21 protein-coding genes and 1 other RNA gene are annotated in these 24,400 nt (G+C 43.3%); 15 read left to right on the forward strand and 7 right to left on the reverse strand.

Annotated elements, in window-relative coordinates:
- Window positions 1–7: 7 nt before the first annotated feature.
- The 6 genes from MZ182_RS05830 (at window position 8) to MZ182_RS05855 (ending at window position 5,842) form a co-directional block, all read left to right on the forward strand.
- Window positions 8–244, forward strand: coding sequence for a thioredoxin family protein (locus MZ182_RS05830; protein WP_248065627.1), 237 nt, complete (start codon window positions 8–10; stop codon window positions 242–244).
- Between the two features lie 138 nt (window positions 245–382).
- Entirely contained in the window at window positions 383–1,393 is a 1,011-nt protein-coding gene (locus MZ182_RS05835; RefSeq protein WP_011918923.1) for an ArsJ-associated glyceraldehyde-3-phosphate dehydrogenase, read from the forward strand.
- 5 nt (window positions 1,394–1,398) lie between these two features.
- The gene (gene arsJ, locus MZ182_RS05840; RefSeq protein WP_248065628.1) at window positions 1,399–2,637 is read left to right on the forward strand and encodes an organoarsenical effux MFS transporter ArsJ; all 1,239 of its coding nucleotides are present in this window, start codon (window positions 1,399–1,401) and stop codon (window positions 2,635–2,637) included.
- A gap of 131 nt (window positions 2,638–2,768) precedes the next feature.
- Complete coding sequence (locus MZ182_RS05845) at window positions 2,769–3,044, forward strand: hypothetical protein (protein ID WP_011790192.1); 276 nt, start codon at window positions 2,769–2,771, stop codon at window positions 3,042–3,044.
- Between the two features lie 419 nt (window positions 3,045–3,463).
- Complete coding sequence (locus MZ182_RS05850; protein WP_061782665.1) at window positions 3,464–4,954, forward strand: SulP family inorganic anion transporter; 1,491 nt, start codon at window positions 3,464–3,466, stop codon at window positions 4,952–4,954.
- Between the two features lie 33 nt (window positions 4,955–4,987).
- Window positions 4,988–5,842: a universal stress protein gene (locus MZ182_RS05855; RefSeq protein ID WP_248065629.1), complete on the forward strand. Its 855-nt coding sequence runs from the start codon at window positions 4,988–4,990 to the stop codon at window positions 5,840–5,842.
- A gap of 372 nt (window positions 5,843–6,214) precedes the next feature.
- Here the strand turns inward: MZ182_RS05855 and ssrA are convergent.
- Window positions 6,215–6,570: a transfer-messenger RNA gene (ssrA, locus tag MZ182_RS05860) on the reverse strand.
- A gap of 71 nt (window positions 6,571–6,641) precedes the next feature.
- The gene (smpB, locus tag MZ182_RS05865; protein ID WP_011790147.1) at window positions 6,642–7,133 is read right to left on the reverse strand and encodes an SsrA-binding protein SmpB; all 492 of its coding nucleotides are present in this window, start codon (window positions 7,131–7,133) and stop codon (window positions 6,642–6,644) included.
- Between the two features lie 274 nt (window positions 7,134–7,407).
- Here smpB and MZ182_RS05870 point away from each other — a divergent pair, with 274 nt between their 5' ends.
- Together MZ182_RS05870 and MZ182_RS05875 are read left to right on the forward strand one after the other, a co-directional pair.
- Complete coding sequence (locus MZ182_RS05870) at window positions 7,408–7,845, forward strand: type II toxin-antitoxin system RatA family toxin (protein ID WP_011790146.1); 438 nt, start codon at window positions 7,408–7,410, stop codon at window positions 7,843–7,845.
- A complete protein-coding gene (locus MZ182_RS05875) occupies window positions 7,835–8,167 on the forward strand; it encodes an RnfH family protein (RefSeq protein ID WP_011790145.1) in 333 nt (110 codons plus the stop codon). Before MZ182_RS05870 ends, MZ182_RS05875 begins: the two co-directional genes overlap by 11 nt.
- Before the next feature lie 84 nt (window positions 8,168–8,251).
- Here the strand turns inward: MZ182_RS05875 and MZ182_RS05880 are convergent, their stop codons facing one another.
- Window positions 8,252–8,743, reverse strand: a complete 492-nt coding sequence (locus tag MZ182_RS05880; RefSeq protein WP_025007415.1) for an outer membrane protein assembly factor BamE — start codon at window positions 8,741–8,743, stop codon at window positions 8,252–8,254.
- Between the two features lie 619 nt (window positions 8,744–9,362).
- On the opposite strand from MZ182_RS05880, the gene MZ182_RS05885 reads away from it, so the two are divergent.
- The 4 genes from MZ182_RS05885 to MZ182_RS05900 all read left to right on the forward strand — a co-directional run bounded on the left by MZ182_RS05885 (window position 9,363) and on the right by MZ182_RS05900 (window position 14,240).
- Window positions 9,363–10,154: an SAM-dependent methyltransferase gene (locus MZ182_RS05885; protein WP_248065630.1), complete on the forward strand. Its 792-nt coding sequence runs from the start codon at window positions 9,363–9,365 to the stop codon at window positions 10,152–10,154.
- Window positions 10,155–10,199: 45 nt separating this feature from the next.
- On the forward strand, window positions 10,200–10,412 hold the full coding sequence (locus MZ182_RS05890) for a hypothetical protein (protein ID WP_011918928.1): 213 nt from the start codon (window positions 10,200–10,202) through the stop codon (window positions 10,410–10,412).
- 63 nt (window positions 10,413–10,475) lie between these two features.
- The gene (locus MZ182_RS05895) at window positions 10,476–12,209 is read left to right on the forward strand and encodes a GGDEF domain-containing protein (RefSeq protein ID WP_011790141.1); all 1,734 of its coding nucleotides are present in this window, start codon (window positions 10,476–10,478) and stop codon (window positions 12,207–12,209) included.
- 261 nt (window positions 12,210–12,470) lie between these two features.
- Complete coding sequence (locus tag MZ182_RS05900; protein WP_011790140.1) at window positions 12,471–14,240, forward strand: monovalent cation:proton antiporter-2 (CPA2) family protein; 1,770 nt, start codon at window positions 12,471–12,473, stop codon at window positions 14,238–14,240.
- 72 nt (window positions 14,241–14,312) lie between these two features.
- Here the strand turns inward: MZ182_RS05900 and MZ182_RS05905 are convergent, their stop codons facing one another.
- Window positions 14,313–16,757 (reverse strand): TonB-dependent receptor, encoded by a 2,445-nt coding sequence (locus MZ182_RS05905; protein WP_248065631.1) that lies wholly within the window; start codon window positions 16,755–16,757, stop codon window positions 14,313–14,315.
- 860 nt (window positions 16,758–17,617) lie between these two features.
- Between MZ182_RS05905 and aceB the strand changes: the two genes are divergently transcribed.
- From aceB to MZ182_RS05920, 3 genes are all read left to right on the forward strand, one after another.
- Complete coding sequence (gene aceB, locus MZ182_RS05910; RefSeq protein ID WP_041408431.1) at window positions 17,618–19,267, forward strand: malate synthase A; 1,650 nt, start codon at window positions 17,618–17,620, stop codon at window positions 19,265–19,267.
- A 134-nt stretch (window positions 19,268–19,401) separates the two neighbouring features.
- Window positions 19,402–20,724, forward strand: a complete 1,323-nt coding sequence (gene aceA, locus MZ182_RS05915; RefSeq protein WP_011790137.1) for an isocitrate lyase — start codon at window positions 19,402–19,404, stop codon at window positions 20,722–20,724.
- Window positions 20,725–21,116: 392 nt separating this feature from the next.
- Window positions 21,117–21,485 (forward strand): acyl-CoA thioesterase, encoded by a 369-nt coding sequence (locus tag MZ182_RS05920; RefSeq protein ID WP_011790136.1) that lies wholly within the window; start codon window positions 21,117–21,119, stop codon window positions 21,483–21,485.
- Window positions 21,486–21,552: 67 nt separating this feature from the next.
- Here MZ182_RS05920 and MZ182_RS05925 read toward each other — a convergent pair whose 3' ends face one another.
- The 3 genes from MZ182_RS05925 to MZ182_RS05935 all read right to left on the reverse strand — a co-directional run bounded on the left by MZ182_RS05925 (window position 21,553) and on the right by MZ182_RS05935 (window position 23,914).
- A complete protein-coding gene (locus MZ182_RS05925) occupies window positions 21,553–21,762 on the reverse strand; it encodes a hypothetical protein (RefSeq protein WP_014610151.1) in 210 nt (69 codons plus the stop codon).
- Between the two features lie 102 nt (window positions 21,763–21,864).
- The gene (locus MZ182_RS05930) at window positions 21,865–23,163 is read right to left on the reverse strand and encodes an NAD(P)/FAD-dependent oxidoreductase (RefSeq protein ID WP_248065632.1); all 1,299 of its coding nucleotides are present in this window, start codon (window positions 23,161–23,163) and stop codon (window positions 21,865–21,867) included.
- Window positions 23,164–23,542: 379 nt separating this feature from the next.
- Entirely contained in the window at window positions 23,543–23,914 is a 372-nt protein-coding gene (locus MZ182_RS05935; protein WP_011790133.1) for a hypothetical protein, read from the reverse strand.
- Between the last annotated feature and the right edge of the window lie 486 nt (window positions 23,915–24,400).

The following is a 24,400-nucleotide window of genomic DNA, read 5'->3' on the forward strand; positions in this document are numbered from 1 at the left end:
ATAAAAAATGTTAAACATCAAAGTATTAGGTACTGGATGTGCTAAATGCACTAAAACCGCAGAGATCATTACGGCCATTGCAAACGAGAAGGGCATCAGTATTTCTCTGGTAAAGGAAACCAATCCTGAAGTCATCATGGATTATAAGGTGATGAGCACACCTGCGGTGGTGATTGATGAGAAGTTAGTACATTGGGGCTCAATTCCCCATAGAGACATGATTGAATCCTGGTTGGTGGAATAACACTTAACTGTCACATCCATTTGATATTTTGCCCTTAACCAATGTGCATTAGCGCGGCTATATCGAACAGATAACGCTTTAATCTTAAAAGAATAATATAAAACACCTAATATAAAACTGAGTGTGAAGGATGCAGGTATGACAATCAAAATCGGGATAAATGGCTTTGGCCGTATGGGACGTTTAGCATTGCGCGCTGCTTGGGGCTGGGAAGCGGTTGAGTTTGTGCAGATTAATGATCCCGCAGGGGATGCGGCGACCTTAGCCCATTTGCTGACATTCGATTCTGTGCATGGTCGCTGGCAGTACGAAGCCAATGCCGAGGGCGATGACATTATTATCGATGGCAAGCGTATTCACTGTACTCGGAATAAAACCATTGGGGAAACCAATTGGTCTGGCTGTGATGTGGTGATTGAAGCCTCGGGTAAGATGAAAACCAAAGCAGTACTACAAGCCTATTTAGATCAAGGTGTTAAACGCGTTGTGGTTACTGCGCCCGTTAAAGAAGAGGGCGTGTTAAATGTTGTCATGGGAGTGAATCATCAACTCTATGACAAAGCCATTCACCCGATTGTAACCGCGGCCTCCTGTACCACTAACTGTTTGGCGCCAATCGTTAAAGTGATCCACGAAAACCTCGGCATAGTACATGGTTCCATGACGACTATTCACGATATTACCAACACTCAAACTATTTTAGATGCACCGCATAAAGATCTTCGTCGTGCGCGGGCCTGTGGTTTAAGCCTAATCCCTACGACAACAGGCTCGGCGACAGCCATTACCCATATTTTCCCTGAACTCAAAGGTAAGCTCAACGGCCATGCCGTGCGGGTGCCATTAGCGAACGCCTCATTAACCGATTGCGTGTTCGAGGTGAGTCGCCCAACAACGGAGGCTGAGGTCAATCGCCTGTTAAAAGAAGCCGCGGACGGGCCGCTAAAAGGCATTTTAGGTTATGAGGAACGCCCATTAGTCTCGGTCGATTATAAAACCGATCCGCGTTCGAGCATTATCGATGCGCTATCGACCATGATTATCAATGGCACTCAGGTCAAACTCTACGCTTGGTATGATAACGAGTGGGGTTATGCCAATCGCACCGTCGAACTGGCCCGCATGGTCGGTCTGATGGATAAGGCATAGGCTTTATGGGTAAGCTGACAGGGTTCTTGTCTAACATATCACCCGAGATCCGCCAGTATTTGGTGGTCACAGGCAACTATTGGGCATTCACGCTTACCGATGGCGCATTACGTATGTTAGTGGTGCTCCATTTCCATGGCTTAGGTTATAGCCCGCTGCAAATTGCCATGCTATTCCTCTTCTATGAAATCTTTGGGGTGGTCACTAACTTAGTCGGCGGCTGGCTCGGGGCGCGTTTAGGCTTAAATAAGACCATGAATGTGGGCCTATTTATGCAGATTGTCGCCCTTAGCATGCTGCTTGTGCCTAGCGGTATGCTGACGGTTGCTTGGGTAATGGCGGCGCAGGCCTTGTCGGGTATCGCTAAAGATCTCAATAAAATGAGTGCTAAAAGCAGTATCAAGTTGTTGGTGCCCAATGATGCTCAGGGTGAGCTGTATAAGTGGGTTGCCATGCTCACTGGCTCCAAAAATGCGCTAAAGGGCGCGGGGTTCTTTTTGGGCGGCGCCTTACTGACCCTGTTTGGATTCCAGCTGGCCGTGTTAGGCATGGCGATTGGCCTATTGCTGGTGTGGATTTTTAGTCTGTTAAGTTTGCAGCGCGATTTAGGTAAAGCCAAAAACAAACCTAAGTTCACGGAAATTTTTTCCAAGAGTTCATCGGTTAACACACTTTCAGCCGCACGGATGTTTTTATTTGGTGCGCGGGATGTGTGGTTTGTGGTGGCTTTACCCGTTTATTTGGCCTCAGCCTTTGGTTGGGATCATTGGTATGTCGGCGGTTTTCTCGCACTCTGGGTGATAGGCTATGGCATAGTGCAAGGCTTTGCACCTCGCTTGACGGGGACAAAGTCGGCGAGCCAAAACAAGGTTCCCGATGGACGTAGCGCCTTAGGTTGGGCGGCGATATTGAGCATAGTGCCAGCAGGCATTGCGCTGGCAATAAGTTATGACTTTCATGCCACGAATATACTGATTTGGGGATTGATGCTGTTTGGCGCCTTATTCGCTATCAACTCTTCATTACACAGCTATCTTATCGTCAGTTATGCCGATGAAGACGGCGTGTCTTTAGATGTGGGTTTTTACTACATGGCGAATGCGATGGGACGCTTGATAGGCACGGTATTGTCTGGCTGGGTGTATCAAGTGTACGGCATGGCGGCTTGTCTGTGGATCTCGGCGGCATTTATTGCGTTAGCGGCGCTTATCTCAATTAAGCTTCCAAGACATAGAGCGATATAAAAGGCATTAAACGCGAAGAAATGTCATAAATTACATCTGAATTAACATATATGTAATATTTCATATGTATTCTGGCGGTGTTACATAAAGACAGTTAAATGACACCTATGTCGCCAAATGAGGATATCACTATGAAAAAAACAGCGTTAATGTCACTACTAGGTTTAGGATTATTTGCTTGTGTTGCCCATGCGAGTGAATTCGATTTGCCCGGTTTTGTTACTGAAGTTGAAGACGGCCGCTTATGGGTGTTTAAAGAGAATTCGGCTGAGTTAACTGAGTTTAAACAGCATGGTGAACCAGCAAAGCAATTTACAGTGATCGGCGCTGGTCCTAAGGGAATGACGGTTAAGTCAGCCGACAAAGAAACCTTGGATGAATATTTAGCTAAAGTAAAAGCTAATTAATGGTATGACGCGAAAAAGGGGAGGCTTCCTTTGTGCCATCCCCTCTTTTCTTTGGGGCACTTTGATTTTGATCATAAATCGCTTTATACTTCGGTCGGTTTTATGTAGGGCTGTGTAAAAGGTGTTTTATCTATGTTACATGGCACTGTATTTGCGCATTATTCAAATCTGAGTTTACTTACATTAACAAGGTTATCTTTAAGTGATAAGCATTAAGCCGCATTAGTTTAACCCTCCTTTTTGGATCACTAAGGTCCGTCTGTCGTACCTACCTTCTGGGTAGTTTTTGTTGTACCTCCATAAATCCAATATTGATTCGTCCGATTGACGATAAAAACTGACCTTGCACGCTCAGGTGTATGGCTGGCGTTAGTCTATCCTATTGGAATAAATGATTAAATTTAAACAGAGTGAGAGAAATGATACAAACCATGAAAAAAGAATGGTTCTCCAACATACGTGGAGATCTGTTAGCTGGCCTTGTTGTTGCGCTGGCATTAATTCCTGAGGCAATTGCCTTTTCTATTATTGCAGGGGTTGATCCAAAGGTCGGCCTGTATGCTTCATTCTGTATCGCTGTGGTTATCGCCTTTACTGGTGGCCGTCCTGGCATGATCTCTGCCGCAACAGGCGCGATGGCACTGTTGATGGTGACCTTAGTGAAGGAGCATGGTCTTGAATATTTACTCGCGGCGACCCTATTAACCGGCGTGTTGCAAATTGTCGCGGGTTACTTAAAGCTCGGTAGCTTGATGCGTTTTGTGTCCCGCTCTGTAGTGACAGGTTTTGTGAATGCGCTCGCCATCCTCATCTTTATGGCCCAATTGCCTGAACTTACCGATGTGACTTGGCATGTGTATGCAATGACTGCGGCAGGTCTAGGCATCATTTACTTATTTCCACTTATTCCTGTGATTGGTAAATCTTTACCTTCCCCCTTAGTTTGTATTGTGACATTAACTGCATTTGCAGTGTATATGGGGGTCGATATCCGCACTGTTGGCGATATGGGACAACTGCCTGATACTTTGCCTATTTTCCTTTGGCCTGAAGTGCCATTGACTTTTGAAACGCTAATGATCATCTTCCCTTACTCGGCAGGTCTTGCTGTGGTGGGTTTATTGGAATCTATGATGACAGCCACTATTGTTGATGACCTAACAGATACTGCTAGCGATAAAAATCGTGAATGTAAGGGCCAAGGTATCGCCAATATTGGCGCGGGTTTAATGGGTGGTATGGCAGGTTGCGCTATGATTGGTCAGTCGATCATCAACGTTAAATCGGGTGGTCGCGGACGACTATCGACCTTTTCAGCGGGGGTATTTTTACTTATTTTGATCGTTTTTCTTGGAGAATGGTTAAAGCTTATCCCTATGGCGGCATTGGTAGCCGTGATGATTATGGTGTCTATCGGTACTTTCTCTTGGGATTCAATTCGTAATCTTAAACATCATCCTATGTCAACCAACCTTGTAATGGTTGCCACAGTTGTGGTGGTAGTCGCTACCCATAACTTAGCTAAGGGGGTATTTGTTGGGGTGTTACTCGCAGCCTTATTCTTTGCTAATAAAGTGGGACGCTTTATGGTGGTCAAGAGTGCAATGGCTACTGCAGATACTGGTCGTTATTATCAGGTTATTGGCCAAGTCTTTTTTGCTTCGGCTGATAAGTTCAGTAATTCATTTGATTTTAGGGAAGTGGTTGATAAGGTGACGATCGACTTATCTCAAGCGCATTTTTGGGATATTACCGCGGTATCGGCCCTCGACAAGGTAGTGATTAAATTCCGCCGTGAGGGGACTGAAGTGGAGTTGATTGGCATTAACGAAGCCAGTGCAACCATAGTCGACAAATTTGGGGTTCACGATAAGCCAGAAGAAGTCGAAAAAATGATGTCTGGTCACTAATCCTCTAGCAACACAGAAATAAGGAAAATAACGATGACAAATGTGATTGCCTGTATTGACGGTTCAAGAGCCACACTGGCCGTATGTGATGCCAGTGGCTGGGCCGCCTTGCAACTGGATTCCCCTGTAATCCTATTACATGTATTGGATAAGTCAGCCTATCCGATAGAGTTAGATCTGTCGGGAAATATTGGCCTAGGTACACGGGAGCACTTGCTCAATGAAATGGTTGAGCTTGAAGCGCGCCGGGGCAAGCTGGCACTCGAGCAGGGTAAGTATATGTTGCAGGATGCGCAAACGCGCATCGTGGAGACACAACCCGCTGTCGTGGTTGAAACCTTGCAGCGTCACGGCGATTTAGTCGAAACCCTGTTAGAGCAAGAATCCCAAGCAAGACTGGTGGTGATGGGGCGCCAAGGGGAGCAGCATCAAGATCAGACGCAGGCCATTGGCAGCCACTTAGAAAATGTTGTTCGTACGCTTAAGCAACCTATTTTAGTGGTGATGGACGAGTTTACTGCACCGACTCGATTTATGATCGCCTATGATGGCAGTGTGACCGCAAAAAAAGCCCTCGATCGAGTCGTAAGCAGTCCACTACTTAAAGGGCTCGAATGTCATTTGGTGATGGTGTCTGATGATCAATCACAGGCGACCGCTGAACTAGCGTTGGTGGCCGAGTCTCTGATGGCGGCGAATTTCAATGTGGTTACCGCCGTTTGCCAGGGAGAAGTACAAGCAGCATTAGAGGTTTATCAAGTTACACACCAAATCGATCTTATGGTGATGGGCGCTTACGGACATTCGCGTATTCGGGAGTTTTTCGTGGGCAGTAATACCACACGAATGATCAGTAAAAGCCATATCCCCTTGTTATTGTTGCGCTAACAGGTGTTGATATTTGTACCTATGAGTGTCAGTCATAGACACTCATATGTACAAATCATATGGGGAGAGTCTGACACTTAAGTTTTGGAGGTGGGATAAACGAACAGCTAAAACAGCAACTGCATTTACAGTTACAGCAAATGTATCAAAACCTGTCGATGCAGATAGCAGCACAACCCAATGATACTCAAGTGGTTGAACTCGACCAATCACGACAGGGCGTCTTTCGCGTATGGATGCACTGCAAGGGCAGCAAATGGGATTGGAAACCGCACGGTGCAAACAACACCAAGTCTCGGTTTTCGCTGCCGCCATTTTGTCGTCACTGAAAAGAAAAAGGGCTTAGCGTTTCCGCTAAGCCCTTGTTTTATTTGGTGGAGGCGGCGGGACTTGAACCCGCGTCCAGAACACCTACATCCAAGGCACTACATGCTTAGTCTCTCTTTTAATTAACCCGAATAAACTCCGAAAGACAGGATTTCATCGGGCGAGTCCGGTACTATTTCGCGGTTCACCCCCGGACGGAGTTCCCTCGCTATCAAATGTAAGATGACCATCTGTATACACTGCCCATTTGAGAGACCTGTGTCAGATGGCTAGCTAGCCTAAGCTGCTAGAGCGTAGTTATCGTCGTTTGCAACTATAACTGTGCGGCTTTTTACGAGGCCAACCGCCCCTCGGCATGCTCCCAGGGTTTCGTGAATCCTGTCGAATCCAGAATCGCCCCCAAGAATTTGATTGTAACTCGTAGCTTAATGATTACCTAGCATCATTTACTTCAAGTTCAATCGTTTGTTCATTATCCGTGCGTTTTTTCTTTTTTCATCACGCGGGCTTTTTCAACTTCCCATTCACGCGCTTTAGTATCTTCGCGCTTATCGTGATCTTTCTTACCTTTACCTAGGCCAATTTCCACTTTCACCCATGCACCTTTACGCCAGTACATTGAGATAGGAATAATAGAGTAGCCTTGGCGCTCAACTAAGCCAGCCAGTTTATCTAGCTCTTTACGGCTGAGTAGCAGCTTTTTCAAACGCAGGGGATCGCAGACAACGTGTGTCGATGCAGTATTCAAGGGAATAATGGTACAGCCATGCATAAAGGCTTCGCCATTTTTCAGAAATACGTAACAGTCGGACAAGTTGACCTTACCCATACGGATAGACTTCACTTCCCATCCCATAAGGGATAGACCAGCTTCCATTTTCTCTTCGAATCGGTATTCGAAGGTTGCGCGCTTATTACGTGCGATAGTCGCAGGCGCGGCTTTGCTTGATTTTTTCTTTACCATAGTGGCGCCATTATACGCACGGTGAATCAATTTGGAATTGATATAAGGGTTTATTTGACTTATTTCAACTCTTCATTATTTTATTGCTGTTTTTTTGAACGTATCTGGTGCTTTTTGGGGGACATTTTATATCAATATTATTAATGATGGCTGCGGACCTTGGGCAATGGGTGCGTTTTTTGTGTATCGTGATAAAATCCCGCTCAAATTTTGATTATTGCTCTTAGTTTTGATCAGTTCGTATGAATTCGTTTTATGAAGAGTGCTATGCCCTATGCCGCAAATTTCTCGAAGTGTATTAGTCCGTTTTAGTGCCATGCAAATGTATGATTTAGTTAATGATGTTGAGTCATATAAAGAGTTTTTGCCAGGTTGTGTTGGTGGTAAAGTGTTAGAGTTTGATGGTAAAACCATGTTAGCTTCGGTTGATGTGAGTAAGGCTGGTATTCGCAAAACATTTACGACTCGTAATCAAGTTGTACCGGGAAAAAGTATTGATTTAAAACTAGAAAATGGCCCTTTTAAACATTTACTAGGACAGTGGCGTTTTACGGAGTTAACCGAGGATGCTTGTAAGGTTGAGTTTGATTTAAGCTTTGAGTTCTCAAGTTCGTTGGTTGATATGGCCTTTGGTAAAGTGTTTAATGATCTTATGATGTCAATGGTGACGGCATTTACGAGCCGCGCTAAGGTAATTTACAGTGGTAAATGAAGCAGATAAGTTTGTGGTTGATGTAATTTATGCGCTGCCTACGCAACAAAAAGTTATTCCAGTGAGTATTTATCCTGGCACTTCTGCAATCGAGGTAGTGCGCCAAAGCCATATAGTGAGCTTTTTTCCTGAGATTGATTTGGATACGGTGAAATTAGGGGTGTTCAGCAACCTAGTAAAACATGACCAAGTTATTTTACCGGGGCAAAGAGTTGAAATTTACCGCCCTTTGATTGCAGATCCTAAGGATGTTCGCCGTCGCCGAGCAGATAAGGCCAAAGATGAAGGACGGGCAAATAAAGTGACAGGTGGGCGGGCTTAGGTTTATGAGTAGATATAGATACTTGCCGTTTTAATGCTAAAAAGCGCCAATAGGCGCTTTTTAGCTGGTAAAGAGGCATAAATATTACTTTATTGGTTTCTGTACCTGTGCTTCTGGCTGATTTTCTTTTACCAAAGGTTTTTCATCTGGACGTTGAACTGGGATAAGTGGATCTGTTTCTGCCACGGTTGCCATTGGTAATTTACTTTGTTCCAATGGTGTATCAAATTCTTTGCTCAGTTCATAATCACCTGTTACCGCCGTTAACTTACTTGCAGTAAAATGCAGGATCAATTCCTTGTGAGTGATGCTAGCATCACGACCACTTTTGTAGTGGTATACGTAGTACCAAGTATCATCGGCAAAGCTATCGCGCAATACAGGGCGACCAAGAATATACTCGACCTGCTCTTTAGTCATGTCTATACGTAACTTTTCAACTTGCTGCGGTTCCATATAGTTACCTTGCGGAATGTCAGGTTTATAAATCAACCAATCAAATACGCTACAGGCACTGAGCGAAACCGAGAGCGCCACAGCGCTCAGCAGGGTAAGACTTTGCTTTTTATTGATCATTGTATGCGCTACTTCTGAAAATCTGGCGGCCATAATACCCAAGCATTCCCCCTTATGACAAGGGCAATTGGTTTTTGCTGCCGTTATAGACGAATTGTGTCTGATTTCGACCTAGGTTGTGAGTGTTAGTTCTCATAATATTGAGATATTTATTTCAAAGGCTAGGGCGTGTTGACGTTTCGAGATGAACTGTTGTTACGCTCTGGTAAGCTCAATATTGCGAAACGAGGAGTGGCGTGTCGTTATTCTACAAATGACGAGTGGCTCGTATAAAAAGAAAGTAAGAACTTTGCTAGACGAATCCTTCGGGTTGCACTTGGCTGGTGTTTCTGCTGCGTTATCGTCCCTTTATATAAAATAACTACATAGCACGGACTTTGCTTTGCGTAAAAGCCAGTGAAATATACGTAATTTATTCATGTTATCTGGACTTTAGTGTAAGTGAGTTGTGGTTTTGTTGTGCTAAAGGGGTTAAAGTTGCGATTGTTATTTGTTTCTGTTGTGATTTCGTTTTTTGCGGGTTGGTGCGCGTTTTAGTATCCCTTTAACTATGTAGTGTTTGGCATTTCATTAACTTGTCGTTTGATTATAAATAATATGAAGTTGGGAGCATTGTGACTTGGGAACTCTTGTCTGTGTCGGAACAGGTTTGCAGCTTGCAGGGCACATTAGTGTCATTAGTCGCAGTTATATCGAGCATGCTGATATCGTGTTTTCGCTTCTTCCTGATGGTTTTTCACAGCGCTGGCTGACAAAAATCAATCCGAATGTCATTAATTTGCAGCAGTTTTATGCGCAAGATGGTGAGATAAAAAATCGCAGAGACACCTATGAACAAATGGTTAATGCCATTTTAGAGGCGGTTAGGTCGGGTAAGAAAACCGTTTGTGCACTCTATGGTCATCCTGGAGTATTTGCTTGCGTTTCTCACTTAGCAATCTCTCGGGTGCGTGCTGAAGGTTTTTCAGCCAAGATGGAGCCGGGCATTTCTGCTGAGGCTTGTCTTTGGGCTGATGTGGGTATCGACCCTGGTAACTCTGGGCATCAAAGTTTTGAAGCCAGTCAGTTTATGTTTTTTAATCATGTACCCGATCCCACCACCCATTTATTACTTTGGCAAATTGCCATTGCGGGCGAACATACTTTAACGCAGTTCCATACCTCGAGCGACAGATTACAGATCCTCGTGGAGCAGCTTAACCAATGGTATCCCCTTGACCATGAAGTGATTATTTATGAGGCGGCAAATTTGCCGATACAACTCCCCCGTATCGAACGTATACCGCTTGCGAGTTTACCCCAAGCGCACTTAACGCCAATTAGCACTTTGTTAATTCCGCCAGCAAAAAAGTTGGAATACAACTATGCTATTTTGACTAAGTTAGGGATCGGCCCCGAAGATTTGGGCTAAATTGTAGTGTGATATTGAGTCATTAATAACCAATAAGGAAAAAGTATGTCTGCATTATCGGATTTTTTTATATTGTTAGGTCAAGATGCATTGTTAATGGAAGAATACCTACAAAATCCAGAAACAGTGATGCGCGCTCATGGTTTGAGTGATGAAGAAATTGACACAGTGATGTCGGGCGATTTGGAAAAACTAAAAAGTCTGAGTGGTGATGGAGACTATAAGGCATTCTTACTGGTCAATCACGGTAATAATTAACTCATCTTGAAGTCACTATTTTGCACCGCGTTAGCCATCCTAGCGTTGCTTTCTACACCTTCGATGGCTACTACAGTGGATTATGATCAAGCACTTAATGAGCTTGATGTATTGTTACAATCAGATCTTGCGGCAGCACAGAATAAATTAGCAGAGTATGAGAAGAATGTTGGTAAATTAACGGCTCTCCAATTGGGAAGGTTAAGAATTGGGCGTTCTATCAGTTATATTTTTACAGGTGATTACGCCAAAGCTTTAGAAGATTTGAATCAGGCTGAATCTTTAGTGAGCACTTCTGAACTATTGTCATCAGTCTATAGTTATAAATCAACTGCTTATATCGGTATGAGAGATTATGACAAGGCCCTATCCTCTATTTCCAAGGCGCTTGCTTTAATAACGAGTATTGATGATATCAGTATTAAACGTCATGCTTATCTGCGTATTGCAAATCTTTATTATCAAATGAATGCTCTTAATGATATGGGTATCTATGCCTATAAAGTATTACAGCTAGCAAAGGTAGGCGATGTTAGGGATATTTGTCATGCAAAGGTTCTGTATGCAATTTATTTTTTAGGGGTAAAAAAGTACACAGAAGGATTTGATGCTTTCGAAGATAGTCGCCAATACTGCGAACTAAATCAATTCCCTCTGCTAGCAACAATTTCTCTTAAAGGTAAGGGCTTAGTCCTTCAGGAACAAGGTGATTATCAAGCGGCAAGGCCATTATTATTAAATGCACTTAAAGGTTATGAAGCATTTAAGTTTCAGCTAGAAATCAGTCATGTGCATGCATTGCTCGCTGAAAATTATTTTGCAACGGGTGATAGAGTTCAAGCGAAAACTCACGCCGTTAAAGTCCTCTCTTTTCCTGATGAAAATAGCTATATAGAGCATAAACATATTGCGTATCAGGTGTTTGCTGAACTGATGGCAGCAGATAAAAATTTCGAGCAAGCCTATGAATACTCAAGAAAAGAGCAACATTATAATCAGTTGATTTTTGATGAGTCCAAGATGAAGACTCTCGCTTATCAAGCTGCCCAATTTAACGCCGACGAGCAGTCGCGTGAAATCAATTTACTCAATAAAGAGCGGGAACTTTATATTGCTCAGCAAATGGTTAAAGAGCGTGAATACACTAATATGTTGATGTTTTTGACTATATTGGTAGGGGGGCTATTTTTTCTCGGCATTTTATTAGTCGTGGGAAGTTTACAAAAACGCAAGTTTATGCGGATGGCAAGAATGGATGCCTTGACGGGGGTACTCAATCGTGGCGCCGGACAAGAATTAGGTGAAAACTTATTTGTGCAGGCTACCGCGCGTGGTGGTGATTTTTGTGTAATCTTATTCGACTTAGACTTTTTCAAACGAATTAATGACTCCTATGGTCATGGGACAGGTGATTGGGCGCTGAAGAAGGTCGTTGAGTCACTTAAATCCCAAATCCGTAACGGTGATGTATTTGCTCGTATTGGTGGCGAGGAATTTGCGATTTTATTACCCTATGCTAATGAAGAAAAAGGAATGGAAGTGGCTGAGCAATGTCGGGCGCGAATAGAAGCGATTGACACCCAGCACTCTGGGCACCATTTTAACATTACTGCGAGTTTTGGTGTGAGTGGATTGATGGCAGATGATTTGAGCCTCGATCCCTTGTTGCACCGTGCGGATATGGCCCTTTATGCGGCGAAATCTAATGGGCGAAATACTGTTTATTGTTACTCTGACATATTAAAGTCAGATAAGCAGGCGACCAGTTTGGGAAATCATTTTGCCAGCATGTCGTAACCAGCATGTCGTAAGAGTGTGGACGGATTAAGTCCGGACGATTGACTACTACACTTAGATAAGATTTTTTATACAGACACCTTATCTTCCTTTTTACCATTTTTCAGTAATCCCCTTTTTTATCCCATTTATTTTTCTTAGCCTTAATTGCCTTGAGCTTGTTAACAAATTAATAAGGTATGATTAGGGATAATTGCCACACTCATGCCTAGCTTAAGGCGTGCGCCGTTATTCGATACCTATATTTTTGTTGGAGCTTTGATGGAACCGTCGAGTTTACTCACTTCTGTGCTGTTATTTTTATTAGCCGCGGTTATTTTTGTGCCTTTGGGTAAACGCTTTGGTGCCGGCCCCATCCTGTCTTATCTCGCAGCGGGAGTCATTTTAGGCCCGGGTGGTATGGCGTTAGTATCTGATCCTGCTGCGGTATTGCATTTTGCTGAGCTTGGTGTGGTGCTGATGCTTTTTGTGCTCGGCCTTGAGCTTAATCCCAGTAAATTGTGGGAACTGAGAAGTGCGATTTTTGGCTTGGGCACGGGTCAGTTGTTACTCTCATGGGCTGCTATTGGTGGATTGGCTTGGACCTTTGGTTTATCTATAGAGGCTGCTTTAGTCGTTGGCGCTGCTTTATCTTTATCGTCAACCGCTTTTGCCGTGCAATTAATGAGTGAACATCGATTATTAACAACTCCGCTAGGACGTGATGCCTTTGGTGTCTTGTTGATGCAAGATCTTGCCGTTATTCCTATGCTGTTATTAACGACCTACTTAGCACCTAATTCTGCACCAATTGAACATCATGCAGTACCTTGGTATTGGACGTGTTTGGCCTTAGTGAGTTTTGTATTAGTCGGCAAATATTTACTCCCACGTATACTTAAGTTGGTCGCAAGTAGTGGTGTACGCGAAGTGCTTACCGCTTTTGCATTATTGCTCGTCATGGGTAGTGCAGAGTTAATGGAATGGCTCGGATTATCCGCAGGTATGGGGGCCTTTATGGCGGGTATTATGCTTGCTAACTCGAGTTATCGACACCAACTTGAAACCGATATCGAACCCTTTAAAGGATTGCTGCTGGGGCTCTTTTTTATGGCTGTCGGTATGAGCATGGATCTCTCGTTACTGTTAACTGAACCACTACTTATTTTATTTATTTTAATAAGCATGTTACTTATTAAAACGATTGTTCTTATGTTGCTTGGTCGCTTACGCCACCATAAGTGGCGTCCGAGTATTGCCCTCGGTTTGATTTTGGCTGAAGGTGGTGAGTTTGCTTTTGTGTTGTTATCTCAGGCTCAGATTTCTGGCGTTGTAGGGGATAAGATCGCACAGATTTTAGTGCTTGCTATTGGTTTGTCTATGGCCGTTACGCCGATGATTTTTACGCTATTTCGTGCGACTAAAGCCAAAGTGGTGGATACAAGATTACCTGATACTATTAATGTCACCGAATCTGAGGTCGTGATTGCGGGGTTTGGCCGTGTCGGGCAAATCACGGGGCGTATATTGGCATCATCTGGGATACCTTTTGTTGCCTTGGATAAAGATGCAAGCCATGTTGATGTTATTCGTAAATATGGCGGTGAAGTCTATTTTGGTGACGCTAGGCGTTTAGATATGTTGATGTCGGCAGGAATTGCTCGCTCAAGGTTATTATTGCTTGCTGTTGATAATGTTGAGGATTCCATTGAAATAGCTCAACAAGTCAAAACTCACTTTCCTCACGTTAATATTGTTGCGCGAGCTCGGGATCGTAACCATGCTTATCGTTTGATGAGTCTTGGGGTAACAGATGTGTTTCGCGAAACCTTTGGCTCGGCTTTATCAGCCAGTGAAAAGATTCTTCAAGGTCTTGGTTTATCACAGGTGCAAGCTAATGAACGAGTTAAAATTTTTGCTGAGCACGATAAAAAGCTGGTGATTGCCAGTGCCGCTCACCAAAATGATCTGGCCACCTTGATTGATCTATCGAACAAAGGCAAGGCTGAGTTGGAATCATTAATGCGTGGCGATAGGGAAAACGTGAGCTAAGTGTTTATAGCAATAAAAAGCGACAAGAGAGCTTCACGGCTCTCTTGTCGCTTATGGGCTTAAATGAAAAGATTAGAAACTATAGCTATATTGCAGTTTCACATTGCGCTCTTCACCCGGCATTCCTCCTAAGAACATCGCTTTATTGTAATAGTCTTTATTGAATAGATTATTGATATTAAATTGGATTTTCCATGAGTCAGCAGTGTAACTTATTGCTGAATCCATCACGGTATAGCTAGGGACATAACCATCAGGAATTCCGAATGAACTTGAGTGTGTACTTCTATCATCCACATATTTAGCACCTAAACTCAGTTCAATCGGGCTTGATAATGCAAACCAGTTTGCGCCATAAGTTACCCATGCACTGGCGGTGACATAGGGAACACCTTTTTGACGGCTGTCGTAATTTGCGATGTCATTCGGGTTTTGCTTATCCCTTGCATCTTGGTACATTCCATTCAGGTTAACGCGCCATTGATCATTCAGGTGGGCATTGAGATCGAGTTCGACTCCTTGAGTATCTTCACTTCCGTCGTAAAAATACACGGGAATATTAGGGGTTAATATGCCATTGGTATAATCAGGATTGTTATAGGCGACATTAGTGCGCGAGCTTTTAAACAATACTAGTGAGCCCAGTAATTGATCCTCAAATGCCTTAAAGCGCATACCTAAATCATTGCTAATTGATTCAGAATCATCTCGGTTGGTAGCATTATCTTTTACTGCATCGAGCACACTGTAGGCAGTGCGTCCCTTTGAGTGATTGATAAAGAATGATAGATCCTCTATCGGCATGTAGGTCAAGCCTAAGTTATAGGTCATGCCGTTATCTGTGGTATCGGCCTCTGGAGTCGCTTGGGATTGGCTAATGCTATAGCGAGGGTCAAGGCCTAAGTGTTCATAACTTTGTTTTATCTCATTAAAGGCAATGCCAATCCGGGTTGTAAAACCGTAGCCCAAATATCCCACGTGTTGTACACCTAGACCCCAAGCACTGACAGTCTTATTATAGTTAGCGGTTTTTAGTGGGTCATAGTCCTCAAATTTACCAGTGCCCCAATTCGGATGACGGATGTCATAAATATAAGGCAGAGAGCCTTGATAAGTGATTTTTCCATCTTTGTCTTTAAAGACTTGATCTGCATCGTAGATTGAATATTGCTTAAAGCGAATATTGCGATCTTCATAGTTGGCATTGATCAATAGTTCGTTGTCTATATGGCCAATTTGGAAGTCATAACGTAGGTCGGCAAAGTACTGCCACGAAGTTTCATCGGCATCAACTTTGCGGTATTCCTGTCGTCTGGCGGCAAAGGGGTAAAGTACGCCATTCTCAACCAAAGGTGCGCGGGGCTCAGTGTTTATTGGGTTTTTTCCTTGCTTCCAATAAACATAGTTATAAGCACCCGTTTGGCGAGCAAAGCCTGAAGTATAATCACGATACTGCACTTGCTGATTCAAAAAGAGATTGTCGTTGAAGTAGATGTTATGGGTGAGCTTAAATCTTAATTCTTCACCTTCATTATCTTTTGCCATTGGTGAAATCAGTCCTGCATCACCAAAAGAATAAGGCGTTAGACCATCACCACTCGAGAGAGAGGCGGCCAGTTGTTGGCGTTGTTCATCGGTGAGTTGTAAACCTTTACCGCTAGGATCGTTAATTAAGTCTTGCCAAGTGACTTCTCCCGCCGTTTTTCCACCAACCGAGTCAGCATTATAAATTCGAATTGGATGGCCAATAGAATCAACTGCAATAGCGTCTTTAATGTAAGCACCTGAAAGCATGAGATCTTGGCTATCAGTTAATACCCACTTCAAGGCGCCATACATTTCATCTCTATCTGTGCCTATATCACGGTAACCGTCACTGCGAGCGGTTTTAGCGACTAAACGGTAAGCGACATCATTTGTTAATCCCCCAGTGCTATCGAGTGCGAGTGAGTAGGTATCCCATTGACCAACTTCGGCGATAAATTTGTTTTTTGACTCGAATTGCGGTTTCTTTTCAATAAGATTGATAACGCCGCCAGCACTGCCCATACCATAAAGCCCTGTAGCAGGTCCTTTTAGTACCTCAACAGATTCGACATTTGTTAATGAACGTGTTGGATTAAAAGTATTTCCAAGGCCTGCGCCACCATACATACCATCATAGGTGTAATTGGCCCCTAAGCCACGGATGACTATGTTGTCACCAATACCGTAGTTATTACCCGCTTGAGTTACGCCACTAATATTACGGATCAAATCCTGCAGATTATCTGTACCTTGGGTTTCGATCAGATCTTGGTCAACAATCACAACCGCAGCAGGGGTTTCCATGAGAGACATGTCGGATTTAGTCGCTAACCCCGAATTTTTCACCACTGAGTTCTGTCTGCCATAAACTGTGATGCGCTCAATGTTGGCTTCAGAATTGGCTGATACCGAGTTAGCTTCAGCGTATGACGTTTGCGATAAAGCGGAAAGGCAGGCGAGTGCAGTTAGTGACAAACGGAATGATTTCATTAATGGTTCCCCCAAATAAATAGGTCGCGAATAGTAATGATTTGTATTTAAGTTGGCAACATATGTTTCAGATGTCGTGGTTGAAATATGCAGTGCTGCGAATAAGTGTTACGAAAGGCGTATATTTGAGGAAGTAAAAGATGGGGTCTCGCAGAAGAAAAGCCTTATAAAAAATTGCGTCTAAGCTCCCTCCCGTTGTTATGGCGAATTTGTTTCATTTTTTTTATAAAAAAGTGATTTATTTTTTGAGTTAACCATCACATCCCACCTTGTTGATCGGGAAACGCAACCAGGTACTTAGCTTGAATCATATAGGATATGCATCTCGTTTACGTAAACGTAAAAATTAAACGGTCGTTTAAATTTGTGGTGATGGCAATGGTGGTTATCAGTATGATTTATATGGATTTAGCTCACTTCCCTCTAGGTTAGTTCAAAACATTGAGTATTTTCTACTTAGGTCTAATAGGGTGATATGTGTGTAATTATAAATTTACGTAATGTTTTTTAATTACGTAAATAATTACTTTGAGTGTCGGTTGGTAAAGTTGTCTGACAACTTTCATTTAACTGAAATTAACCTCAGTTGTTAAAATGTTTAATTTAAATTATATCATTGGCTTATGTTTGTTTTTTCTGTTTGGTCTGACCAATTTTAGCATAAGGTTTACTTAGGTTAATGCGCATTTTTGCTAATCTTTGACTGTTGCAAATACAATCATTTGTCGGTAGGTTTTAGTCTTAAACAAACATTTGATGGTTTTTTGGTGAGTTTATAAGCCGTGGTGATTGGGGATGCTACTGCTTTAGAAGTCAGCGTTAAGCCTGTGAATAGTGGAGCCTCTTGGGAGGGCATCAAGATGACGGAACACACTTTGAGTGAGCAGCAATTGAATTCGACACTGGGTAAAGCCGCACCAAACGCGACACTTGATATTGTGGGGCCTGATATTCCTGGACAAGAGGTGATTTTTACCGACGGGGCTGTAGCCTTACTCGAATCTCTTTGCCGCGAGTTTGCTGGCGAGGTTCCTGTGCTACTTGCTAAACGTAAAGAAAAGCAAGCTCGCATCGATAAAGGGGGATTACCAGACTTCTTACCTGAAACCCGTGCTATTCGGGATGGTGCGTGGCAAATCCGCGGGATCCCAACAGATCTTCTCGACCGTAGAGTCGAAATTACTGGCCCCGTTGAACGTAAAATGGTGATCAATGCGCTTAATGCTAACGCAAAAGTATTTATGGCCGATTTCGAGGACTCTTTAGCGCCAAGTTGGCAAAAAGTGGTAGAAGGCCAGATTAACCTGCGTGATGCTGTTCGTGGTGATATCGAATATACCGCGCCAGAAACAGGTAAACATTACAAACTTGGCCCTCATCCGGCAGTACTTATTTGCCGTGTTCGCGGCTTACATTTGAAAGAAAAGCATGTGCAATTTAACGGTGAGTCTATTCCTGGTTCACTGTTCGATTTCGCACTGTATTTCTATCACAACTATCGCCAACTCTTAGCAAAGGGCAGTGGTCCATACTTCTATATTCCTAAGTTAGAAAGCCATATTGAAGCTCGCTGGTGGGCAAAGGTGTTTGCTTTTGTTGAGGAAAGATTTTGTCTTCAAGCAGGCACAATCAAATGTACTTGCCTAATTGAGACTTTGCCTGCCGTATTCGAGATGGACGAAATTCTCTATGAATTGCGGTCTAATATTGTGGCGCTTAATTGTGGCCGTTGGGATTACATTTTCAGCTATATCAAAACATTAAAACGCCATAGCGACCGAGTGTTACCCGATCGTCAAGCTGTCACTATGGATACACCCTTCTTAAGTGCTTATTCAAGACTCCTGATTAAGACCTGCCACAAACGCGGTGCTTTAGCGATGGGTGGTATGGCAGCCTTTATTCCAGCAAAAGATCCCGCTCAGAACGAAGCAGTATTGCAGCGGGTTCGTCGGGACAAAGAGCTTGAGGCGCGTAATGGCCACGATGGTACTTGGGTCGCCCATCCCGGTCTTGCTGATACCGCGATGGGGATTTTTAACGAATATATAGGTCAAGATCATTGTAATCAATTACATATTACCCGTGATGTAGATGCTCCCATTCTAGCGGCTGAGTTACTTAAAACCTGCGATGGTGAGCGTACTGAGCAAGGTATGCGTCTTAATATTCGTATTGCGTTGCAGTATTTAGAGGCGTGGATTAGTGGCAATGGCTGTGTACCTATTTATGGTTTGATGGAGGACGCGGCTACCGCCGAAATTTCTAGAGCCTCAATTTGGCAATGGATCCAACATGGTAAGTCACTCTCTAATGGCAAGCTTGTGACTAAGCAACTCTTCAAGGACATGTTGGTGGAAGAACTCGCGAATGTGAAGGAAGAAGTGGGAAGTGACAGATTTACCAGTGGCAAATTCACCCAAGCGGCGGTGTTACTGGAAGATATTACTACCTCTGATGAGTTGGTCGATTTCTTAACTTTACCCGGTTACGAGATGCTAACGGCTTAAGATAAAAATTTTGTACTGTTTATGTAATACGAAATGTGCAGTGGTGGGATAAAAGCCATCTAAACCTATGAGCAGAGTGAAACTGTGGGGCAGTTTCATGATAGCTACAACCTGAAAGATAAAGGAGTGAGACAATGACTAAGGCAACGCAGAATTCACGTCAAGAGCAGATTGATGCAATCAAAAAAGACTGGGCAGAAAACCCACGTTGGAAAAATGTGCGTCGTCCTTATACGGCGGAAGAAGTAGTGAAACTGCGCGGTTCTATTGTGCCAGAAAATACTATCGCAAAGCGTGGTGCGGCTAAGTTATGGGAATTAGTCAATGGCGGGGCAAAAAAAGGCTATGTGAATTCACTTGGTGCATTAACCGGTGGTCAAGCGGTGCAACAAGCCAAGGCGGGTATCGAAGCGATTTACCTTTCAGGTTGGCAAGTGGCAGCGGATGCTAACTTAGCCGGTACTATGTATCCAGATCAATCTTTATACCCAGCTAACTCAGTTCCGGCTGTGGTATCACGGATTAATAATTCTTTCCGCCGTGCAGATCAAATCCAATGGGGTAATGGCGTCAATCCAGAAGATGAAGCATTTGTAGATTATTTCCTGCCGATCATTGCCGATGCCGAAGCCGGCTTTGGTGGTGTATTAAATGCATTTGAACTGATGAAATCGATGATCGATGCAGGCGCTGCCGGTGTTCATTTTGAAGATCAGTTAGCGTCAGTGAAGAAATGTGGTCACATGGGCGGCAAAGTATTAGTACCAACCCAAGAAGCGGTACAGAAGTTAGTCGCCGCCCGTTTAGCGGCAGATGTGAGCGGTGTAGAAACCTTGGTTATTGCCCGTACGGATGCGAACGCAGCCGATTTGCTGACTTCAGATTGTGACCCATACGATCGTGATTTCGTCACTGGAGAGCGTACTACTGAAGGTTTCTATCGGGTTAGAGCCGGCCTTGACCAAGCGATTTCTCGCGGATTAGCCTATGCGCCGTACGCCGATTTGATTTGGTGTGAAACCGCCAAGCCAGATTTAGAAGAGGCGCGAATTTTCGCCGAAGCGATTCATGCTAAGTACCCAGATCAACTGCTCGCCTATAACTGTTCACCGTCTTTCAATTGGAAGAAAAACTTAGATGATGCCACTATCGCGCGCTTCCAACAGGCGTTGTCAGACATGGGGTATAAGTACCAGTTCATCACGTTAGCTGGTATTCATAACATGTGGTACAACATGTTTGATTTAGCTTACGACTATGCTCGTGGCGAAGGCATGAAGCACTATGTTGAGAAAGTTCAAGAAGTTGAGTTTGCTGCGGCCAAGAAGGGTTATACCTTCGTTGCCCACCAGCAGGAGGTCGGTACTGGTTATTTCGACCAAGTGACGACGGTTATTCAAGGTGGTCATTCATCGGTTACCGCGCTGACTGGCTCTACCGAAGAAGAGCAGTTTTAAGCGATTGCTAAGGTCGATTTACCCGTAAGATGTTGTCAATGTAAACCCTGTTTAGCTGCATTGCAGCTGTTGTACCCCCGTGTAGTTCGCCTACATGAGCTGCACGGGTTTTTAAGTCAACACTTGTGACTTAACTTCCTACCCAGTAAGTTTTTGCTTGCCTGAGCTTGGCGACTCTATGAGTCGCTATTTTTTTTCATCTTCATTACTGTGATTATTATGGTGCAATTCTGATCTAACTTAGTGCAGTATTTAGACTATTTTACAGTGACTTATTGCTATCGTGTTGTTATTAAAAGGCTATCAATTCTGGCCTAAATAATGCTGGTGTGAATACTGAAGTTTATTGCGCGACAAAGCGATTTGTTGGCATTCACATTGAGGTCACCGCTATGAAATATTACAGCCGCCGTTTAGTTAAACCCGAGCATTTAAATCCTGCAAATACGTTGTTTGGTGGTCAGTTACTAAGTTGGATTGATGAAGAGGCAGCCATCTTTGCGGCTTGCCAGATGAAGACGACTAGCCATGTCACTAAGTTGATCTCTGAAATCAATTTTATGACACCAGCGCGCCAAGGGGATGTACTTGAATTTGGTTTAGAGTTAGTCAGTCTTGGACACAGTTCTATCACAGTGAGCTGTCAGGTACGTAATAAGATGACACAGGCTCCAGTGGTGAGCATCGATAAGATGGTGTTTGTAAATGTCAATGCTCAAGGTTTACCTGTGCCACACGGTATTCGTGCTAATGCAGCTTAATCAGCCTTGGGTATATTTGAACATCTACAGTTTTGAAATACACAGTGACGCCAAGGCGTCACTGTGATTAGTCTTCTTTTGTTAAATCTTCTTTTACCGATTTCACCGCATCTCTTGATGCGTGTCCAATCGCCCTAGTGGTGTCACGAGTAGCGTGGCCTATCTCTGTGGTGACCTCTTTAGTCGTTGTGCCGATGGCACGTCCCGCGTCTTTTAAATCCGCACAGGCCGTTGTGGCAAGCAATAGCGGGATTATAATGAGAGTCGCTTTATTCATCTTGATATCCATCCTTAAAGTGAGTCCCTAACGTTAACTGAAGCCAATATAACAGATAGTTTCAATTTGTTTAACGTCCTGATCAGGATGCTTGTGTCGCTTTTAGTGTAATTTTAGGTGCGGATGAATAATACGGCTTATGCCTTTAGCAAACATGAGTAGGGTTCCCTTAACGATGCCGTGTAGCTCAATTAAGTGTCTACGATACAGAGAGGTATAAACAAAACGTGCAATTTTGCCCTCGACCATCACACCACCTCCGATAAAAGACATCAAGTTTCCAACAGTGTGGAATTTAGAAAGATTGACCAGTGAGCCTAAGTCTTTGTAAATATATTGATGTATTGCTTGTTTACCCTCAAGCATAAGCACAATATTGTCCGCCGTCATCAGTGCCATTTGTCTTGCCGATTGTCCGCGGGGAGGTACCCAAGTGCCATTGGGCTGAGGGCATGCCGCACAATCGCCAATGGCAAAAATATGGGGATCTCGGCTGGTTTGCATATTTTGTTTTACCAAAATCTGGTTGATGTGGTTGGTTTCTAATCCTACAATTTCTTTTAAAAAATCCGGGGCTTTTACACCCGTAGACCAAATCACCATATCAGCAGGGATAAAAACATCATCCGTTGTTGTGAGTCCATCTGCGGTGACTTGATTGATCCGTGTATTGGTCATCACTTTTACACCAAGCGTTGAGAGTTCCTTCGCAACAGAATCTGATATTTCTACTTTTTCAACTTTAGGCAGAATACGTTTATCCGCTTCGATTAACGTCACTTCGAGTAGATGTGCATCTATGTTGTAACCAAATCCTCGTAATTGAACCACCGCATGATGCATTTCTGCGGACATTTCTACCCCAGTCGCTCCCGCGCCAACCACTGCAATTTTAATCTTGTCGGCGAGTAGGCTGTGGCTGGCATAGCGAAGAAACTTATTGAGTAAAATTTTACGGATAGCCATCGCTTGTTCGGTATTATCGAGGAATTGACAATGCTCTCGTACGCCAGGGATATTGAAATCATTCGCGATACTCCCAATCGCAATCACTAAGTAATCATAGTCAATGCGGCGAGCGGGTAATAAGATCTCGCCGTTATCGTCACAAATGGCGGAGAGGATAACTTGTTTGTTTTGCCTATCAATGTCAGTCATTGCCCCTTGCTGGAAATGGTAGCCATGTGCAGCGGCATGGCTACGATAACTTAGTGCATCAATGCCGACATCAAGTGCGCCTGTTGCGACTTCATGTAATAGGGGTTTCCAAATATGACTTTCAGCACAATCAATTAAAGTGATTCTGGCTTTTTCTTTACGACCTAGTTTATGGCCTAATTTCGTCGCAATCTCCATCCCACCAGCACCGCCCCCGACAATGACTATGTTTGTGATGGTCATGGTAAAGCTCCTATTTATGTGGGGTAAAGTTATCGGGTGAGTGATCTAAAGAATTTTGCGTCACAAAATAGTAACAGTGGTCATCAGGTTCGGCAATTGAGCTGAAATTTGGGGTTAATAGTGTGAAATCTGAATTTTTGTATTATTTATTTATGATTTTAAAGGTTTTTATATTTATAGGTTTGCAATAGTTATGATTGCTAACGATTGGCTTGATAAGGAAATGTGATCTGGCGCTTGGTGGTAGGTTTGTAAATGTGCACTAGCTCACCTTGTTGTTTTGTTGGATTTTGGCGACAAGGCTGTTTTATTGAAATCAACTTAGCAAAACGCCAGCGATTTAGGGCTGGCGTTGGTATAACGGCAGGCAGAGAGTTCGCTAGGCTTGTTCTAACTTAGCTAATCGTTGCTGATAATCTTCAATAAGGTGCTGCATAATTTCTTCTGGCGCGGCGTCATCACAGCATTCATCTAAAAATATTTTAAAAGTGACAAGGGCATGACCATCATTTTTAAGTCTGTCACTCTGCATTGAAAAGTAGGCGTCTTCATTTTCAGCTTTACGAACCACAAATTTGCTGGTTTCGAAGGATTTATTGCCCGATAGTTCATGCCATTTGGTAATACGATTTAATGCAATTTCACAGGATTGGTTCATTTCAATATGATTTAACCAAGTAACGGGATGTTCAGGATCTTTGTAATGTGGACATCTAACGGTGTAGTTATATACGTGAGTGATTGCTGTCATAGCGTACCTACCTGTTCGAGGATATTGTTGCCATCATAGGCATCGTTTTTGAATTCGGTCAATCATTAATTATGGCTATTTTTTGTTGGCTTTTTTACAGTGGTAAGGTTTGTTTTTGTATGGAAATTAACCTGTTACTTAGATTGGTTATGGTGCTATTTAGCATGAGTTTTTTACCAATAACTTTGTGCTAGATCTCAGTTTTAAGGTAAGTTTCGCATTTACTGAATTACTGATGAATAAAGCAACAATATTGGAATGTTGTGATGGTAGCTGCCGTTGCATATTGATAGGCAACACATGATTAGCTTGATGGAGGTTAGAGAAAATTGGATAAGATAGCTAAGAAATGGCACTTAATAATGGACAGGGGCCCATTCCTTAGAATGGGCCCCTCAGCTGGCTTCATCTTTTGCAGGGAAAAAGCGAACTGGGGCAAGTCTATCGGATCTGTTACAGTCTGTAACCTACCGAGATCACGTTTTT

It is taken from the genome of Shewanella sp. JNE2 (assembly GCF_023159115.1).
GTDB classification, from domain to species: Bacteria; Pseudomonadota; Gammaproteobacteria; order Enterobacterales; family Shewanellaceae; genus Shewanella; species Shewanella putrefaciens.